The sequence below is a fragment of the Rhodococcus sp. NPDC003318 genome (assembly GCF_042879035.1).
Taxonomy (GTDB): Bacteria; Actinomycetota; Actinomycetes; order Mycobacteriales; family Mycobacteriaceae; genus Rhodococcus_G.
The window spans coordinates 135,566-152,364 of sequence record NZ_JBIAOU010000002.1; the positions used below are offsets into that span (position 1 = coordinate 135,566).

At 67.5% G+C, this 16,799-nt stretch carries 18 protein-coding genes; 9 read left to right on the forward strand and 9 right to left on the reverse strand.

Features of this window, described 5'->3' with window-relative positions; genetic code table 11:
- The first annotated feature begins 57 nt into the window (after positions 1-57).
- On the forward strand, positions 58-474 hold the full coding sequence (locus tag ACFYVR_RS05890) for a hypothetical protein (protein ID WP_387470642.1): 417 nt from the start codon (positions 58-60) through the stop codon (positions 472-474).
- Positions 475-578: 104 nt separating this feature from the next.
- Here ACFYVR_RS05890 and ACFYVR_RS05895 read toward each other — a convergent pair whose 3' ends face one another.
- The 6 genes from ACFYVR_RS05895 to ACFYVR_RS05920 form a co-directional block, all read right to left on the reverse strand.
- Positions 579-1,430, reverse strand: coding sequence for an IclR family transcriptional regulator (locus ACFYVR_RS05895; protein WP_387470644.1), 852 nt, complete (start codon positions 1,428-1,430; stop codon positions 579-581).
- A 329-nt stretch (positions 1,431-1,759) separates the two neighbouring features.
- Positions 1,760-3,526, reverse strand: a complete 1,767-nt coding sequence (locus ACFYVR_RS05900) for a cholesterol oxidase substrate-binding domain-containing protein (RefSeq protein WP_387470646.1) — start codon at positions 3,524-3,526, stop codon at positions 1,760-1,762.
- A 90-nt stretch (positions 3,527-3,616) separates the two neighbouring features.
- A complete protein-coding gene (locus ACFYVR_RS05905) occupies positions 3,617-4,477 on the reverse strand; it encodes a MaoC/PaaZ C-terminal domain-containing protein (protein WP_387470649.1) in 861 nt (286 codons plus the stop codon).
- Positions 4,478-4,490: 13 nt separating this feature from the next.
- The gene (gene kstD, locus ACFYVR_RS05910; protein ID WP_387470651.1) at positions 4,491-6,197 is read right to left on the reverse strand and encodes a 3-oxosteroid 1-dehydrogenase; all 1,707 of its coding nucleotides are present in this window, start codon (positions 6,195-6,197) and stop codon (positions 4,491-4,493) included.
- Between the two features lie 182 nt (positions 6,198-6,379).
- The gene (locus tag ACFYVR_RS05915) at positions 6,380-6,706 is read right to left on the reverse strand and encodes a hypothetical protein (protein ID WP_387470653.1); all 327 of its coding nucleotides are present in this window, start codon (positions 6,704-6,706) and stop codon (positions 6,380-6,382) included.
- A gap of 2 nt (positions 6,707-6,708) precedes the next feature.
- Positions 6,709-7,902, reverse strand: a complete 1,194-nt coding sequence (locus tag ACFYVR_RS05920) for a Rieske 2Fe-2S domain-containing protein (RefSeq protein ID WP_387470655.1) — start codon at positions 7,900-7,902, stop codon at positions 6,709-6,711.
- 217 nt (positions 7,903-8,119) lie between these two features.
- On the opposite strand from ACFYVR_RS05920, the gene hsaA reads away from it, so the two are divergent.
- The 5 genes from hsaA (at position 8,120) to ACFYVR_RS05945 (ending at position 12,841) form a co-directional block, all read left to right on the forward strand.
- Positions 8,120-9,295 (forward strand): 3-hydroxy-9,10-secoandrosta-1,3,5(10)-triene-9,17-dione monooxygenase oxygenase subunit, encoded by a 1,176-nt coding sequence (gene hsaA / locus ACFYVR_RS05925; RefSeq protein WP_387470657.1) that lies wholly within the window; start codon positions 8,120-8,122, stop codon positions 9,293-9,295.
- A 9-nt stretch (positions 9,296-9,304) separates the two neighbouring features.
- Positions 9,305-10,186, forward strand: a complete 882-nt coding sequence (gene hsaD, locus ACFYVR_RS05930; protein ID WP_387470659.1) for a 4,5:9,10-diseco-3-hydroxy-5,9,17-trioxoandrosta-1(10),2-diene-4-oate hydrolase — start codon at positions 9,305-9,307, stop codon at positions 10,184-10,186.
- Entirely contained in the window at positions 10,186-11,085 is a 900-nt protein-coding gene (gene hsaC / locus ACFYVR_RS05935) for an iron-dependent extradiol dioxygenase HsaC (RefSeq protein WP_387470661.1), read from the forward strand. The genes hsaD and hsaC overlap by 1 nt, the downstream gene beginning before the upstream one ends.
- Before the next feature lie 2 nt (positions 11,086-11,087).
- On the forward strand, positions 11,088-11,666 hold the full coding sequence (gene hsaB / locus ACFYVR_RS05940; protein ID WP_387470663.1) for a 3-hydroxy-9,10-secoandrosta-1,3,5(10)-triene-9,17-dione monooxygenase reductase subunit: 579 nt from the start codon (positions 11,088-11,090) through the stop codon (positions 11,664-11,666).
- Positions 11,667-12,397: 731 nt separating this feature from the next.
- A complete protein-coding gene (locus ACFYVR_RS05945) occupies positions 12,398-12,841 on the forward strand; it encodes an SRPBCC family protein (RefSeq protein WP_387470665.1) in 444 nt (147 codons plus the stop codon).
- Between the two features lie 75 nt (positions 12,842-12,916).
- Here the strand turns inward: ACFYVR_RS05945 and ACFYVR_RS05950 are convergent, their stop codons facing one another.
- Together ACFYVR_RS05950 and ACFYVR_RS05955 are read right to left on the reverse strand one after the other, a co-directional pair.
- A complete protein-coding gene (locus tag ACFYVR_RS05950; protein ID WP_387470667.1) occupies positions 12,917-13,645 on the reverse strand; it encodes an acetoacetate decarboxylase family protein in 729 nt (242 codons plus the stop codon).
- Positions 13,642-13,797 (reverse strand): hypothetical protein, encoded by a 156-nt coding sequence (locus tag ACFYVR_RS05955; protein WP_387470669.1) that lies wholly within the window; start codon positions 13,795-13,797, stop codon positions 13,642-13,644. The genes ACFYVR_RS05950 and ACFYVR_RS05955 overlap by 4 nt, the downstream gene beginning before the upstream one ends.
- Before the next feature lie 130 nt (positions 13,798-13,927).
- Between ACFYVR_RS05955 and ACFYVR_RS05960 the strand changes: the two genes are divergently transcribed.
- A complete protein-coding gene (locus tag ACFYVR_RS05960; protein WP_387470671.1) occupies positions 13,928-15,100 on the forward strand; it encodes a cytochrome P450 in 1,173 nt (390 codons plus the stop codon).
- A gap of 32 nt (positions 15,101-15,132) precedes the next feature.
- Here the strand turns inward: ACFYVR_RS05960 and ACFYVR_RS05965 are convergent, their stop codons facing one another.
- Entirely contained in the window at positions 15,133-15,480 is a 348-nt protein-coding gene (locus tag ACFYVR_RS05965) for a DoxX family protein (RefSeq protein ID WP_387470674.1), read from the reverse strand.
- A gap of 125 nt (positions 15,481-15,605) precedes the next feature.
- Between ACFYVR_RS05965 and ACFYVR_RS05970 the strand changes: the two genes are divergently transcribed.
- Together ACFYVR_RS05970 and ACFYVR_RS05975 are read left to right on the forward strand one after the other, a co-directional pair.
- On the forward strand, positions 15,606-15,944 hold the full coding sequence (locus ACFYVR_RS05970) for a winged helix-turn-helix transcriptional regulator (protein ID WP_387470676.1): 339 nt from the start codon (positions 15,606-15,608) through the stop codon (positions 15,942-15,944).
- A 37-nt stretch (positions 15,945-15,981) separates the two neighbouring features.
- The gene (locus tag ACFYVR_RS05975) at positions 15,982-16,797 is read left to right on the forward strand and encodes an HAD family hydrolase (RefSeq protein WP_387470678.1); all 816 of its coding nucleotides are present in this window, start codon (positions 15,982-15,984) and stop codon (positions 16,795-16,797) included.
- The last annotated feature ends 2 nt before the right edge of the window (positions 16,798-16,799 follow it).

Here is a 16,799-nt window from a genome sequence, read left to right on the forward strand (position 1 = left end):
CATCAGATGGTGGCAACCGAATTGATTGAACTTCTGTCCGAGGATGGTTGGCGGGACATGACCGTCGATCAGGCCTTCCCCACCTACTTCTGGGCTGAGGGTGGTCCCCTCGCCGACGCTCCTGTCGACATGGCCAAGACCTTCGACGGAAACATGTGGGTCGCATCCAGAATCGACCGCTCGTTCAATCTGAACGGGCTGCGCTGTGCACCGAACTTCTCCGTGCCGCGGCACCACCACAACCTGGACGAGCTGATCGTCGTGTTCGAAGGCGAGTTCCACGTGACGTGGGGTCTGGACGGGGAGGAGGAGGGAAGTCGCACGATCGGCCCCGGTGAGTTCTGGATCAGCAAGGCGGGAACGCCCTACCTGATGACCGCCGGTCCGGAGGGCGTCACCTACATGGAGACCTGGCCCGAGCCGATGGAGAAGCTCGAGACCTACTGGCACGACGCCGGCTGGGTCCACCGCTGACAGTGACGCGGTTGTGGGGTCGGTTCCGCCTCACAACCGCGTAGGGGGCCGCCGGTGTCGGCGACCCCCGCACACGAACGCGAGTGGAATCGAAAGGGCGCGGTCTAGAGCCGGCGGGGCTTCTTGCCGTGAGTCGAGATGGAGTTCATGATCGAGGCGGCGGTATCGAGCACGGAGGCCGAAGCCACGTCGCCGCGGATCTGCCCGGCCGTCCCCGTCACCGAGATCGCCCCGACCACCGTGTGGCCCTGTCGGATCGGTGCCGCCACACACACGATCTGCGGGCAGTACTCGGACCGGTCGACGGCGATCCCGGAGTGGCGAACCCTTCGGAACTCGTCGAGCAGTGCGCGCTCGTCCGTGATCGTGTTGTCGGTCCGGCGGGGCATCGGGGCGTCGAGTACCGCCTGCGTGAGGTCGTCGTCGGACGCGGCCATCGCCTTGCCCAGCGCCGTGCAGTAGGCGGGGGCGCGCTCCCCACGGCGGGTTGCCAACCGCAGGGGGCCCGCGGCGATACGTTCGAGGTGCACGACCTCGGCCTCGTTGGGGATCGAGAGGTGCACATACATCCCGGTCCGGGCGGCGAGTGAGCGTAGGTGGGGGTAGGCCGCTTCCTGCAGGCGGTCGGCTTCGAGTGCGAGACTGCCGAGCTCGAACATGCGCATGCCGATGCGGTAGCCGCCCGGAACCCTCCTGATCCAACCGACCTGGCAGAGCTGCTCCGCGAGCCGGTGCAGGGTCGACTTCGGGAGCCCGGTGCGGTGGCTGAGTTCGATCAGGCTCAGGACCCGGTGCGTGCTGTTGAAGGCGTCCATGATCACCGCGGCGCGGCCGAGGACGGTTCGCTCGGAGCCGGAACGCCGACCTCGCGAGCTGGGGGATGCATCGAAGGTCGGCTCCACCGTCTCGATCAGTGACTCGATGTACGTGTCCGCCGGGGCTACGTCGACGCTCATCCCGACTACCGCCTTCCAATGGGGGCACTGTTTGCTTCTGAACGACCGGATTGCCGTGTGCGACTTAGTTCGGGCTGCCCCGATCCTCCCTAACTAAGTGCACTGTTTAACGTTGCTGTTAGCAGGATCACATCGAACGGTGCAGTGTGTCAAGCCGGGCTGAGTCCGCGAGTGGCCGCAGCCGAGCCGATCTCGGCAAATGCGCCGTCCGGGGCGGTCCGTCGCCGTCGGTGTCGCGGACCCGGCCGGGACGCCGGCGTCCGCGGAACGGAAAACGAGGAAGGTCCGGCGCCCCGGAGGGGAACCGGACCTTCCTCGCTTGTCGATCGTCAGGGCAGGAGTTGATCCATGAAGGTGTTGCTGTAGACCTTGTGCGGATCGAACTCGTTGAACGTGGCCACCGCCGTGTCCCAGTTGTCGTTCGACGGGAGCCCGACGCGGTAGCTCTGCGGCAGCGCGCCGGTGATGATCGCCCCGTCGGTGTACGGCTGGTCCGGTCCGAACGCCCAGCCCTTCGACCACTCGGGTCGGAACGTGTAGTCGGCCCCGGTGTAGTGCGAGCGCATCCACTGCTCCATCTCGCGGTAGAAGGCGAACATGCCCGGAGTGCCCGGGACGCCGAGCACGTTCAGCCAGATGGCGGTGTCCCAGTCGGGGTGGTCGGGACGCGGGCGCATCGCCGAGATCGTCGGGGCGCCCGCCGACGGGACCGCCACGTCCGCCACCTCGTCGAGGCCGCAGCAGCGGATCTCGACCGGGCCGTTGAGCGGGTACTGCCCCTTCGCGCGGTAGAACTCGATGCGCTCGTCGAACCAGACCGCGAAGTCGTGGATCACTCGGCCGATGTTGGCCCGGCTGGTGATGACCGCACCCCCGCCCTCGGTCAGCCGGAGCGTCGTCGCCTTGATGTAGAACTGGACGTCCTTCGACCAGCCCCAGATGTCGGACGAACCGGTGGCGGTGAGACCGGCCTTGGTCACCGAGTACATCGTCTGGCCGAACAGCGGCGCGATGCCTGGGTTGCCTGCGTTCATCTGCCCGAGCAGGTCGGTGACCGGTTCGGGGACGTTGTCGGAGAAGGGGTAGTTGTACGGGCCGGTGACCTCCCGTGCCCCCGCGGGCTTCGTCGGCGCGATCGACCACACCTTCAGCCAGGGCTTGTCGGTGAAGGGGTACCAGATCGCCTCCACGCCGCCGTTGGCCGCGACGTAACTCTCGAACGTGCGTCCGGAGGCTCCGCCCGGACCGAACAACTCCTGCCAGTCGATGTCGGTGTAGCTCTGGCACCGCATCCGGAAGTTCGGTCCGGCCTGCATCGTCACCGAGGTGACGAAGGTGCGGCCGAGGTTCGTCAGGAGGGGCTTGATCTTCGGATCGTTGCGCGAGAAGGTCCGCTCGGCGTACTCGGTGCCGTTCCACACGACCGCCGTCAGGGAGGTGACGAGATTCGACAGCGACCCGTAGGTGTGGCCCGGCAGCGCGGACCCGCCGTCGGCGGGAAGCGCGGCCCCGTGTGCGTCGACGGCCAGGGTGCCCGCGATCGTGAGCACACCGGGCGCAGGCAGGTTCGCCCAGCCGAGGCCCTGCTCCTGCAGCGCGGAGGTGATGGCGTCGAGCGTCGCCCCGGGACCGGCCGTCACGGTGGCGGGGGATCCGCCCGCATCGACCACGACGCCGTTGAGGTACTTCGTGGTGTCGACCAGGATGACCTTGTCCACGGACGCACCGTTGACCACGGTCAGCGGAGTCCAGCCGTGCATCGCGCCGCGCGGGCGCAGCGTGTATCCCTGGGCGTGCGCCCAGTTGGTCAGCCGGACCACGTCACCGGAGTTCTTCGGGGTGGCGGTCCAGGTGGAGTCCAGCATGATCTCCTTGGACCAGTTCTGGTACGCCTGCTGGGCGAGATCGATGTCCGAGGGGAAGTCCGGCGGCGCGGGAAGTGTGGCGCCGCCACCGAGGGATCCGGAGTCCGAGGATCCGAGGGGCAGAGCGTGGACGGGCGTCCATCCGCCGACCGCGGTGACGGCGAGAGTGCCGGCCCCTGCCGCGAGGAACCCGCGTCGTGAGAATGCTGCCGAACCAACCGATGAGGGCATGCGTGTACTCCAGATGTGTCGGGGAGACAGAGGTGTCGGGGAGGGAGTCGGCCGCAGTGTGCAGCCGAATTGAACGAATGTCCGGAAAGGTTAGGCGAGGGTGAGCACCACGTCAGCCAAAGCGGGCGAATCGTCGCGTGCCGGAACGGATGCCGAAATCAGCAGGCGCCCTTCGTCTTCCCAGATCAGGACGCGCAGCGTCTCGCCGGGCTGGACGATGCCGGCGAATCGTGCCCCGAACCGCCCGACCCGGGTGGCGTCCCCGTCGAGGGCGGCGTCGACCGCTGCCTTGCAGACGATGCCGTAGGTGCACAGTCCGTGCAGGATCGGCGCCCGGAATCCCGCCGCGGAGGCGAACTCGGGATCGGAGTGCAGGGGATTGCGGTCCCCGCACATCCGGTACAGCAGGGCCTGCTGCGGCAGCGTCGGAACGTCGACCTCGTGGTCCGGTGCGCGGTCCGGGAGCGGAATCGACGCGGACGGCCCACGCTCACCGCCGAAACCACCCTCGCCGCGAGCGAAGATCGACGAGCGCGCCGTCCACAGCGGAGCTCCGTCGGAGTCGGTGGTCACCGACTCCTGCACGATCACCGCGGCCTTGCCCTTGTCCCACACCTCGGCGATCCGGGTGATGGTCGTTCCGCTACCCTGCGCCGGAATCGGTTGGTGCACGGCGACTTCCTGGCTTCCGTGGACGACCTTCGCCAGGTCGATCTCAACTCCGGGGAACGAGACCCGGGGGGCTTCGGTGGCGTGGATGCTCGCGACGACGGTGGCGAACGTGGGGAGCACCTGCGGCGTGGCGTCGTCCAGGTAGCGCAGTTCCCGCGGCTCGAGCGGGCGGGCGCCCGCACCGACACCGAGGTGGTAGAGCTGAACGTCCGAGGCGGTCCAGGTGAAGTTGACGGCCGGCAGTTCTGCGCCGATCGCGATCGCGGGATCGATGGGCAAGGTCGGTTCCTTCTCAGTTCGATGTTGCTGCGGCGGAATCGGTTTCGGTGTTCTCTGCCCGATCGGCGATGTCGAGCGCGGCCAGGTAGCCGAACGTGATCGCCGGTCCGATGGTCGCGCCGGGTCCCGCGTACGTGTGGCCCATGACCGGAGCGCTGGTGTTGCCGGCCGCGTAGAGACCCTCGATCACGGTCCCGTCCTCGCGCAGGACGCGGCCCGCGACGTCGGTGACGAGGCCGCCCTTGGTGCCGAGGTCGCCGGGGACGAGCTTCGCCGCGTGGTAGGGACCCTGCACCAGGCCCGCCAGGCACGGGTTCGGCTTGACGGTCGGGTCGCCGTAGTACCTGTCGTACGCGCTGTCGCCGCGGTGGAAGTCCTCGTCCACGCCGCTCGCCGCGAAGCCGTTGAACCGTTCCACGCTCGACGCCAGATTCTTCTCCGGCACACCGATCTTCGCCGCGAGATCGGCAAGGGTCGGAGCCGAGACGATCAGACCGTTCTCCATCCACCGGGACGGGAACTTCTGACCGGGCTGCAGGCCCGCGAACAGGTAGCGGTCCCGGTAACGCTGGTCGAACACCAGCCACGCCGGCACGTTCTCGCCGGGGCCCTCGCCCTGGCCGTTCTCCCCGCCGTACATCGTGTGCACGGCCTCCACGTACGGCGCGGACTCGTTGCCGAACCGCTTGCCGTCGGTGTTGACGATGATGCAGCCGGGCAGGTTCCGCTCGGCGAGGCAGAACCACGGCTTGCCGTTCTTGAAGATCGTCGGTCCCCACCACGCGTCGGCCATGATGTCCAGTGCCGCACCGAGATCGCGTCCGGCGCGGATGCCGTCGCCGGTGTTGGCCGGTGCGCCGGTGGTCCACTCGGTGCCGATCGGCTGGCGCTGGTACTGCCGCCGCATCTCGGCGTTGTGCTCGAAACCGCCGGTGCCGAGGACCACCCCGTACCGGGCGCGGAACTCGACCTGTTCGCCCTTGTGCTCGGCCACGATTCCGACGACCCGGTCGTCCTCCACGATCAGTCGGGTGAGCGGGGTGTCGAGCAGCAGGGGCACGTCGGCGTCCAGCAGTCCCTTCCGAACCCCCGCGATCAGCGCCTGTCCCATGCCGAGGAGGTGCTTGCCGGTCAGTCGCGCCCACGTGGTGCGCGCGCCGACCCGCATCGCCCGGAGCATGCCGCGCGGGTGCCGCTTGATCAGGTTGAGCTGCTTGAAGTCCGCCTGCGTGACGACGACGTTCAGCGGAGCCTTGCTGTACGGAGGTTCGAGCTTGAAGCGCTCCTCGCCGAGGATCTTGGCGTTGAACGGCGCCGGCTCGCAGGAACGCCCCGCGGCCAGCCCGCCCGGCGCCTCGGGGTAGTAGTCGGAATAGCCGGGAACCCACTTCATCTTCAGCGCGCTGTGGTCGAGGATGAAGTCGAACGCCTCGGCGCCGCGGTCGATGTACGTGTCGATCTTCTCCTTCGGCGCGGCTGTGCCGATGATCGAGTGCAGGTACGTCCGTGCCGCTTCGCGGTCGTCCGGCCGCCCCGCCGCCCGAAGTGCCTTGTTGCCCGGAATCCAGACGCCACCGCCGGACCGGGCGGTGGAACCGCCGTAGTGGGGGGCCTTCTCGACGAGGACCACGCTGAGCCCCTGGTGGGCGGCGGTGAGGGCGGCGGTCATGCCTGCGGCGCCGCTGCCGACGACGACGACGTCGTATTCCTGCTTGCTCATGTAGAACACGTTATAGAACTAGGCGGCTTCAGGTCCATGCTTTCTGCCAGGAAGTACCGGCAGCGTCAGTGAACTGCTCGGCCCCGAATGGCAACACGTTCAGCATCCCCGAAACGGCTGAAGGTCACCTTCACTCGGTTCAACCGAGTGAAGGTGACCTTCAGCCAGGGTGGTGAGGGGCTCTACGACTCGGTGTCGCGGACCTCGACGATGCCCTCCAGCACGGCGTGGTCGATGGACGCAGCGAGTCGCGAACAGCTCCGACGCGATGCCGGCGTGGCGTCGGAGAACTCCGGGCACACCGCGGCGGGATCGGCCTGCCACTGGATGCTGGTGTGCTTGTAGCTGTTCTTGCGGACCAGCACACAGGCGTGGCACGAGCGGCACTCCACCCTCTGCAGCCCGCCCTCGAGGTAGGTCTGCAGGTCGACCTCGGTCTGCGCGCGAACGGCCTCGACCCGGGCCGGGCTGTCGGCGAAATCCGGTGCCTTGGACCAGGTCGAGGTCATGGCTACACGCCCGTCCTGCTGCCGGAGCTCTCGTTCGCCTCGGCTGCGGCCTTCTCCGCGGCCTGGCGTGCGAGGTTCTCGTCGACTTCCCGCTGCCAGGCCTCGATCGCCTTGCCGGTGTCGATCTCGAACTCGAAGCGCTGCGTCATCTTCGGGTCGATGTCGGCGACGTCGACGTAGAACTGCTGATACCAGCGGCGCAGCTGGTAGACCGGGCCGTCCTCCTCGCACAGCAGCGGGTTCTCGATCTTCGTCTTGTTCTTCCAGATCTCGACGTCCTGCTCGAAGCCCATCGTGACGCCCTGGGTGAACTTGCGTGCCAGCTTGTCGGTGGTCGCCTCGTCGAGGCCCTTCGGCTTCTCGACGCTCACGCCGTACATCAACATGAACGAATCGTGCGTGATCGGATAGTGGCAGTTGATCAGGATGCTCTCGACCTTGTAGCCGCTGTAGTCGTTGTGCAGCCAGTTGATCATGTACGACGGCCCGAAGTACGAGGCCTCCGAGTCGAGGATCGACCGGCCGTACTGCGTTCCCATGTTCCCGACGTCGGGGCGGCCGTGGTTCTGCAGGTACTGGGTCGCGATGTGCCCCTCGAAGACGTTCTTGAAGTACTTCGGAAACCCGAAGTGCACGTAGAAGAAGTGCGCCATGTCGACGACGTTGTCGATGATCTCGCGGCAGTTGGATCCCTTGACCTCGAGGCGGTGCCACTCCCAGTCGGTCCACGCGTCGGTGAGGACGTCGGGCAGCTCCGGGATCGTGACGTCGTCGGGAGGGGGATTGCCCTCGGGGTCGTTCCAGACGAACAACTGTCCGTTGCGCTGCATGGTGGTCCACGCGTGGGTGCGTGCCAGCGGCGGAACCCGGCGGGCGTAGGGTATGCCGGTGCACTTGCCGTTGCCACCCCAGCGCCAGTCGTGGAACGGACATGCGACCGAGTCGCCCTTGACCGAGCCCTGGCTCAGGTCGCCGCCCATGTGCCTGCAGTAGGCGTCGAGGACGTTGAGCTTGCCCTCGCTGTCGGCGAAGACGACGAGCTTGGTGCCGAATGCCTCGACCGCGTGCGGCGTGCCGTCGGCGAATTCCCGCTCGAGACCGATGCAGTGCCACCCGCGCGCGAACCGTGTCGGCGTGGTGCCCACGTCGATCTCGCGGACCTTGCGGTTGCCGGATGCGCCGCTCGTCTGCGTCATCTGTGCCCTCACATCCCTTCATTGCCCTATTGCTAGAACACGTTATAGAAGTTGACGGAATTCTGCCAGATCCACGGGCGGGTTGTTGCTGAATCGAGCCTCTGACCTGCCTGTCGGGTCGACTCTCGACACAAATGGGAACCTGTTCTAGTCTCAGGAACGAGTGGACCGTGAAACACCGATCGGCACAGCCCGATCGACAACAAGGGAGCGACCAGTGGGTGAGCACGACAGTCACGTGGTGATCGAGAAGCTGACCGAGCTACTGCCGACCTTCCGCGAGCGTGCACAGGAAACCGAGGATCTGCGCCGCATCCCGGACGAGTCGATCAAGTCGTTGCAGGAAGCCGGATTCTTCCGTCTGCTCCAGCCGAAGCAGTGGGGCGGTTACGAGGCGGATCCGGTCACCTTCTACACCGCGGTCCGCAACATCGCCGGTGCCTGTGGTTCCACCGGGTGGGTGTCCGGCATCATCGGCGTGCACAACTGGCACCTGGCGCTGTTCGACCAGCAGGCGCAGGACGACGTGTGGGGGCAGGACACCGACGTCCGCATCTCGTCGTCGTACGCGCCGATGGGTGCCGGCGAGGTGGTCGACGGCGGGTACCGGGTCAACGGTGCCTGGGCCTGGTCGTCGGGTTGTGATCATGCGACCTGGGTCGTCGTCGGCGGCCCGGTGATCAAGGACGGCCGACCGGTGGACTTCGGCAGCTTCCTGATTCCACGGCAGGACTACGAGATCGACGACGTGTGGAACGTGGTCGGTCTGCGCGGCACCGGTTCGAACACCGTCGTCGTCAAGGACGTGTTCGTGCCGCGCCACCGCTTCCTCAGCTTCAAGGCGATGAGCGACCTGGCCGCTCCCGGCCTCGGGCAGAACACCGCACCGGTCTACAGGATGCCGTGGGGCACAATTCATCCCACGACGATCTCCACCCCGATCGTGGGAATGGCATACGGAGCGTACGAGGCCCACGTCGAACATCAGGGCAAGCGGGTGCGCGCCGCCTACGCGGGGGAGAAGGCCAAGGACGATCCGTTCGCGAAGATCCGGATCGCCCAGGCGTCCAGCGACATCGACGCCGCCTGGCGGCAGCTGTCGGGCAATGTCGCCGACGAGTACGCGTACCTCGTTGCGGGTGAGGAGGTTCCGATGGAGCTGCGGCTGCGGGCCCGCCGCGACCAGGTGCGGGCCACCGGACGCGCCATCGCGTCGATCGACCTGCTCTTCGAGAACTCCGGTGCCACGGCGCTGCAGAACGGCACGCCCATCCAACGTTTCTGGCGTGACGCCCACGCCGGCCGCGTGCACGCCGCCAACGATCCGGAGCGCGCCTACGTGATGTTCGGTGGCGCCGAGTTCGGGTTGCCGCTCGGCGACACGATGGTCTGAGGGGGCACCGTGACGACGACCGAACGGAGCGAGTACACCTACGAGTCGACCTCCCGCCACGCCGAGGTCCGGCCGGGTCTGACACTGCACTACCACGAGGCCGGTGTCGGCAACGGCCCGACGATCGTGCTGCTGCACGGCGGCGGGCCCGGGGCGTCCTCCTGGTCGAACTTCGCCAAGAACATTCCGGTGCTGGCCGAGCGGTTCCACGTGCTCGCGGTCGACCAGCCCGGCTACGGCAAGTCGGACAAGCCGACCGAGCATCCGCAGTACTTCGTGCACAGTGCGTCCGCGCTGAAGGATCTGCTCGACACTCTCGGGATCACCGATCGTGTCCACCTGCTGGGCAATTCGCTCGGCGGCGGCGCCGCCGTCCGGTTCGCGCTCGACCACCCGGACCGCGCCGGCCGACTCGTGCTGATGGGACCCGGTGGCCTGAGCGTCAACCTGTTCGCCCCCGACCCGACGGAGGGCGTGAAGAACCTCGGCAGATTCAGCTACCAGCCGACCCGCGAGAACCTCGAGGCGTTCCTGCGGATCATGGTCTTCGACCAGTCGCTGATCACCCCGGAACTGGTGGAGGAGCGGTTCGCCGCCGCGAGCACACCGGAGTCGCTCGCCGCCGCGAAGGCGATGGGAAGGTCGTTCTCCAGCGGCGAGTTCGAGAAGGGGATGCTCTGGCGGGAGGCCTACCGGCTGCGTCAGCGGGTGCTGCTGATCTGGGGCCGCGAGGACCGCGTCAACCCGCTCGACGGAGCGCTGGTGGCGCTCAAGATGATTCCGCGAGTGCAGCTGCACGTGTTCGGCGGCTGTGGCCACTGGGCGCAGCTCGAGAAGTTCGACGAGTTCAACCGGCTCGCCGCCGACTTCCTTCTGGAGGGGGACAACTGATGGGCATCCGTTCGCTGGCGTACATGCGCATCGAGGCCACCGACATGGAAGCCTGGCGCGACTACGGCCTCAAGGTGCTCGGCATGATCGAAGGCAAGGGCGCCGACCCCGAGGCCCTGTACCTGCGGATGGACGACTTCCCGGCCCGCCTGGTGATCGTGCCGGGGGAGAAGGACCGGCTGCAGGTCTGCGGGTGGGAGACCGCCGATGCCGCGGAACTGCAGGACGTCCGGGATCGGCTGTCCGCGGCGGGAGTCCCCTTCAAGGAGGGCACTGCCGAGCAGTTGGCCGATCGCCGCGTCGTCGAGCTGATCACCTTCGACGACGTCTCCGGCAACACCCTCGAGGTGTTCCACGGTCTCGCGCTCGAGCACCGTCGCGTCGTCAGCCCCTACGGGCACAGGTTCGTCACCGGCGAGCAGGGCCTCGGACACGTGGTGCTGACCACCGACGACGACGAGGCGTCACTGCGGTTCTACCGCGACGTGCTCGGATTCAGGCTGCGCGACTCGATGCGGCTGCCTCCGCAGATGGTGGGACGACCCGCCGACGGCGAGCCGGCGTGGCTGCGATTCCTCGGCTGCAACCCGCGCCACCACAGCCTCGCCTTCCTGCCGCTGCCGAACCCGACCGGCATCGTGCACCTGATGGTCGAGGTGGAGAACTCCGACGACGTCGGTCTGTGCCTGGATCGCGCGTTGCGCAGGAACGTCAGGATGTCCGCCAGCCTCGGCAGGCACGTCAACGACCTGATGCTGTCCTTCTACATGAAGACGCCGGGCGGATTCGATGTCGAGTTCGGTTGCGAAGGAAGGGAAGTCGAGGACAGTAGCTGGATCGCCCGGGAGAGCACCGCCGTGAGCCTGTGGGGTCACGACTTCACCGTCGGAATGAAGTGACGATGTCCTCCGACGACACGGCTGCCGGTGTGCACGTCGATCCGAGACAGTTCCGGACCGTGCTGGGGCAGTTCTGCACCGGCGTCACCATCATCACGACCCGTGACGACGGGGTACCGGTCGGGTTCGCCTGTCAGTCGTTCGCCGCGCTCTCGCTGGACCCTCCTCTGGTGCTCTTCTGCCCCACGAAGGAGTCGCGGTCCTGGGCGGCGATCGAGCGGACGGGGCGGTTCTGCGTGAACGTCCTCGCCGAGGACCAGCAGGCGGTGTGCGCCCGGTTCGGATCACGTGAACCCGACAAGTTCGCCGGGATCGGGTGGACCCCGTCGCCGCTCGGGTCGCCGATCATCGACGAGTCCCTCGCGCACATCGACTGCACCGTGGAGACCGTGCACGACGGCGGCGACCACTACGTGGTGTTCGGTCGGGTGTCGTCGATGAGCGAGGTGAGAACCGAACGGCCACTGCTGTTCTACCGAGGCCAGTACACCGCCATCGAACCGGAGAAGACGGTGCCCGCGCCGTGGCGTGACGACCTCGAGGCGTTCCTCACCGCGACCACCGAGGACACCTGGCTCTAGAGGCCCGCAGGCCGAGGATTCCGAGGAGCGGCAGCGTCCAGACGGGTTGATCAGGTTGGGCAGTGCCTCGGCGGCGTTGCAGATCTGGCCGGTCCAGCCGACGTGTGCCGCAGTTCGTTGGACGCCTGCATCACGCACGGGGCCTCGATGATCCACTTCCCATCGCCGGACGGGATGCACAGCCCGAGCAGTGCCGAGTAAATGAAGGTGACGCCGCCACGGGCGCTGCGATCGGCGGCCGGGACTCGTCGCCCTGCCGTGCGGCCTCTCCGCCGTCGGGGCGTCGTCCGCGACGATCTCGATCACCGCCGCGAAAAGCCTCACCGTGGGTCGACGCTTGGGGCCGAAAGCGACTCGGTCGCCGACTTCCGGCTCCGTCGAAGGAGGCGCTTCGGTCACTGATGCTCGACGCGCGGTGGCTCGAGCACGTCGACAGCATGGAGAGCTGCCTCATCCTCGAAACCCTCAAGCAGAGCCGAGTTCTCGCCGGCGACCCGAGCTGAGGCGGGTGTCGGGCATTTCCGTCACGGCGTGGTCGGGACTACCATGGGGCTGCCAGGAATGTCCGTGGTCGAAGGAACCGTCGGGTGTGCGCCGTGCTGGGGTCACGGGTGTCGTGCCGCGCCGAGGACGCGACTTCCGGTGTCCGCCATCGGGTTCCCTCGATCTCCGACGTGCCGGTACGCGTGGCCCGGCCGTCCTTCGAATCACATCGCGAGGCAGGAACTGTCATGGCCAAGACAATGAAGACGGACGAATCAGTCGTTATCGCACGCCCGGTCGCCGAAGTTTTCGAGTTCTTGTCGAATCCGGAGAACGCACCGGCGTGGAACAGCAACCTCGTCGACTACTCGGTGGATTCCGGGAAGCCGGACGAGGTGGGCGCGGTGATCTCGTTTGCCGTCAAGGTCGCCGGACTGCGACTCGAGGCGTCGGAGGAGATCGTCGACTTCGAGCCGAACAAACACATCGGCTTCCGTTCGAAGGACTCCAAGATCGGTTACCGGCGCGACCTCGACTTCTCCGCGGACGGTGCGGGCACTCGTGTGGAGTACCGCCAGGAGTCGGAGGCGGGAACCGGGCTGTTCAAATTCGCCGACCCCATCGTGGCGCGGCTGTACGCGCACGATGTCCGAGGCAACCTCGAGAACGCCAAGACGATCCTCGAATCCTGAGCAGGGCAGGGGATGTCGGCGTCACTGGGGGTGTCGACGTCGCTGGGGGTGTCGACGCCGCTGGGGGTGTCGACGTCACAGGGCCGTCGCGTCGCCGAACGTCATCCCCAGGTCGGGGATGGAGGTGGTCATCAGGGCGCCGCGGGGTAACCCCAGTGAGCGGAGTTCGTCGGCGATCGGGTGCGATCCGAGGGTCAGTTCGGCGCCGCCGAGGCGGGTCCGCGCCCCGTCGGGGTTCCAGTCCCACGAGGTGACGCGGGTGACGCCGTCGAGGCACGAGTACGCCTGCATCGTGGTGCTCGCCGCACCGCCCGGAAGTGCCAGGCCCTTCTGGACGGTCAGATCGACGATCAGCCGCCCGTTCTGACTCACCGAGGCATGCTTGACGTCGGAGACGTGGTCTGCGGTGAAGTCCGCCAGGACTTTGGGGAATCCCCATATTCCGCGGCCCGCGGCGAGGGTGAAGTCTCCGTCCACGGGGAGGTGGCGGATCAGTGCGCCGGAGCGGCCCGTGGCCAGCGCACGCAGGTCGCCGAGCACGGAGCCGCCGCGAGTGCGGTGGTTGCGAACCAGGAACACCACGCCGAACTCGTTGTACGGACCGAGATCTCCGTCCACGTAGTCGACGAAGACCAGTCCGCACAGGCCGCGACCGGGTCGGTACCGCAGGATCGCGAGTCCGGTGTCGTCGATCAACCGCTGCGCCGTGTCGGCCGGGACGGAGTACATCGCCATGAACGCGGTCGCCTGCCGGATCTGTACCGGCGTCTCGACGCGCTGTCCGAGAACGACGTGGGAGGTCACGGCGCGACCACCCCGCGCAGTCCCGCGGTGCGTCCGATGATCGTGCCGTGGGCGCCCGATCGGACGGGCAGATCGGCGACGCCGATCCCGCAGCTGCCCCCGGTCACCGGTATCGACTTGCCCGTGAAGGTTCCCGACCCGTTGGTGTTCACCCGCACACTCCCTCCGGTTGTGGAACTTGTTCTACCATTGCGGGTTGCATTTGGTTATGCAATGCAGTGAAAAGGCATAGTCTCGGATCGATCCCTGTCCCGAACGTGTGTCAGAGTGAGGAGCGGGTGGATGCGACCCGATGTCGACCTGGTGGACGGACGGTTCCACGCCGGCGAGCTCGGCGACGTGCGTGCGGCGTACGCATGGATGCGGGCGAACGAACCGGTGTTCCGGGACCGGGAAGGCATGGTCGGTGTGGCGAGTCACGCCGCCGTGGTCGAAGCCGAACGGGATCCGGGGCTGTTCTCCAACACCGGTGGGATCCGTCCCGACGTCGGCCCGTTGCCGCACATGATCGACATGGACGACCCCGAACACCTGCACCGGCGCAAGCTCGTGAACATCGGTTTCACCCGCAAGCGGGTGGAGGCGAAGACCGACGACATCGGCCGGATCTGTGACGACCTCATCGACGCGGTTGCCGATCGGGGCGAGTGCGATTTCGTCCGCGACCTCGCGGCACCGCTGCCGATGGCCGTCATCGGCGACATGCTCGGTGTCCGCCCCGAGGAGCGTGAGATGTTCCTGCAGTGGAGCGACGACCTGGTGAAGGCGCAGGGCAGCAACGCAACCGAGGGCATGATCGCCACGATGATGTCGGCCTACGTCTCGTTCGTCGACTTCACCATGCGCACGATCGCGGAGCGGCGCCGGAACCCGACCGGGGACCTCACCAGCGTTCTCGTGCACGCCGAGATCGACGGTCACCGGCTCACCGACGAGGACATCGTGGCCGAGACGTTGCTCATCCTGATCGGCGGAGACGAGACCACGCGGCACGTCCTCAGCGGTGGCATGGAGCAGCTGCTGCGTCACCCGGAGCAGCGCGACAAGTTGGCGGCCGAACCGGCGCTGGTTCCGCAGGCGCTCGAGGAGATGCTGCGGTGGGCGTCGCCGGTGAAGAACATGTGCCGCACGCTGACCAGGGACGCCGAATTCCAGGGCGCCGCGCTCCGTGAGGGGGAGAAGGTGATGTTGCTGTTCGAGGCCGCCAACTTCGACGAGGCGGTGTTCGGCAATCCCGAGGTCTTCGACATCACCCGAAACCCGAACCCGCACATCGCGTTCGGGTTCGGATCCCACTTCTGCCTCGGCAACCAGCTGGCCAGGCTCGAGGGCAGACTGATGTTCGAGCGTCTGCTCGAGCGGCTTCCGGGGATGGAACTTGCCACCGACGCGCCGTTGCCGCGCCGGCCGGCGAACTTCGTCACCGGGATCGAGGAGATGCCAGTCCGCTGGTGACGGGCGGGTCCTCGGTGCCGGTCCTCGACGACCTAGGCGGCGAGCGGCACCAGGACGGCTGCGGCCGCCGCAACGAGCAGCAGGACGCTTGCGGGCGCGATCTCCTTGTCGTTGGCCCGCAGGTGCACGACGACGGCGCCGACGAAGTAGGCGATGACGCCGATGGCGGCGGCGACACCGATCGGCCACCAGAACAGGCCCACGACGAGACCGACGGCTCCGGCGATCTCGGCGGCCGCGAGCAGCCAGACCTTGTCGGCCGGGAAGTTCAGCTTCCTCATGTTCTCGACCTGCTGAGGATTCTTGCTGAGCTTCCCTGCCGCGGAGGCGAGCAGGACGAGGGCGAGCAGCACGGAGACGACTGCGGCGGCGATGAACATGACGGACTCCTCGGTGTGGCCGCAATTCAGTAGCGGCTTCGAAAAAGCAAGTAGCAACGAAGAATGTAGTTCACTTCGAAATTGCTAGCAACTATCTCCACTGGAGCAGTTGGTAGTCTGGGCTCATGAGCAGGGACGCCGACCACCACGAACCCCGGGCGTGCGACGCGGGGCTCAGTCGCGCCTTCCAGTTCCTCGGCAAGCGCTGGAACGGTGTCCTCATCGCCACCCTGGTGCAGGGCCCTTCCGGCTTCTCCGAGCTCAAGCGGGCGGTCGCCGGCATCAGCGACTCCGTGCTGTCGGAGCGGCTGACCGAACTGACCGCCGCCGGACTCGTCCAGCGCACGGTCGACGAGGGCCCGCCGGTCGCCGTCGTCTACCGCGTCACCGCCGCGGGCGAGGCGCTGATTCCGGCCCTCGACGCCATCGCGACCTGGGCACGGGACAACCTCGCCGACACCTGACGATCCCTGCGCGAGGGTGCGCTGGGATCATCGACGGGTGCCCCGCATCAAACTCCTGGCGTCCGACCTCGACGGCACCCTCCTCCGATCGGACCGGACCGTCTCCGCGCGCACCGCGCGGGCGATGGCCGCGGCCCGCGACGCGGGTGTCGAGGTGGTGTGGGCGACCGCCCGGGCCCGGCACTCGGTGGACGAACTGGCCCGGTCCTGTGGGTTCCGCGGAGAGGCGATCTGTGCGAACGGTGCCGTCACCCTCGACCTGGCCGACGGCACGCCCGTGATCACCGGGACGGTGGCCATCGAGGTCGCGGAAGCGCTCGCCGCGATGGACCGGTTCCGGTGCCTGGCTCCGGGAGTGGTGTTCGCCAACGTCGGGGCGACGACGTTCGTGGCCGAACCCGAGTACGCCGCGTTGTGCGACTACGCCGACCACCACCGGCATCCCCACGAGATGGAACTCGCGGAGCGGCTACCGCTCGTCGGGGAGCGAATGGTCAAGATCGTCGCCCGTCACCCCGAGCTGGCGAGCGGCGACCTGTACCGGCTCGCGGTCGGGGCCGGCGTGGACGGCGTCGAACTCACGCACTCGGGTGCCCCGTACGTGGAGATGGCGGCGTCGGGTGTGTCGAAGGCCAGCGCACTCGAACGGCTCTGCGCGGCGCGGGGTCTCGGCGCGGACGAGGTGGCGGTCGTCGGTGACGCGATCAACGACGTGCCGATGCTGCTCTGGGCGGGTACCGCGCTGGCCCCCGCCAACGCGGTGCCGGAGGTGCTCGCAATCGCGCACCGGACGCTGCCGTCCAACGACGACGACGGTGTGGCCGCCTACCTCGAGGAGATCGCCGGACGGTGAGC

Coding starts and splice junctions, on each gene's coding strand:
- hsaB (WP_387470663.1), top strand. CDS start 11,088: ATGTCCTCCGACGACACGGCTGCCGGTGTGCACGTCGATCCGAGACAG.
- ACFYVR_RS05890 (WP_387470642.1), top strand. CDS start 58: ATGACCGTCGATCAGGCCTTCCCCACCTACTTCTGGGCTGAGGGTGGT.
- ACFYVR_RS05915 (WP_387470653.1), bottom strand. CDS start 6,706: ATGACCTCGACCTGGTCCAAGGCACCGGATTTCGCCGACAGCCCGGCC.
- ACFYVR_RS05920 (WP_387470655.1), bottom strand. CDS start 7,902: ATGACGCAGACGAGCGGCGCATCCGGCAACCGCAAGGTCCGCGAGATC.
- hsaC (WP_387470661.1), top strand. CDS start 10,186: ATGGGCATCCGTTCGCTGGCGTACATGCGCATCGAGGCCACCGACATG.
- ACFYVR_RS05960 (WP_387470671.1), top strand. CDS start 13,928: ATGCGACCCGATGTCGACCTGGTGGACGGACGGTTCCACGCCGGCGAG.
- ACFYVR_RS05900 (WP_387470646.1), bottom strand. CDS start 3,526: ATGCCCTCATCGGTTGGTTCGGCAGCATTCTCACGACGCGGGTTCCTC.
- ACFYVR_RS05970 (WP_387470676.1), top strand. CDS start 15,606: ATGAGCAGGGACGCCGACCACCACGAACCCCGGGCGTGCGACGCGGGG.
- kstD (WP_387470651.1), bottom strand. CDS start 6,197: ATGAGCAAGCAGGAATACGACGTCGTCGTCGTCGGCAGCGGCGCCGCA.
- ACFYVR_RS05965 (WP_387470674.1), bottom strand. CDS start 15,480: ATGTTCATCGCCGCCGCAGTCGTCTCCGTGCTGCTCGCCCTCGTCCTG.
- ACFYVR_RS05945 (WP_387470665.1), top strand. CDS start 12,398: ATGGCCAAGACAATGAAGACGGACGAATCAGTCGTTATCGCACGCCCG.
- ACFYVR_RS05895 (WP_387470644.1), bottom strand. CDS start 1,430: ATGAGCGTCGACGTAGCCCCGGCGGACACGTACATCGAGTCACTGATC.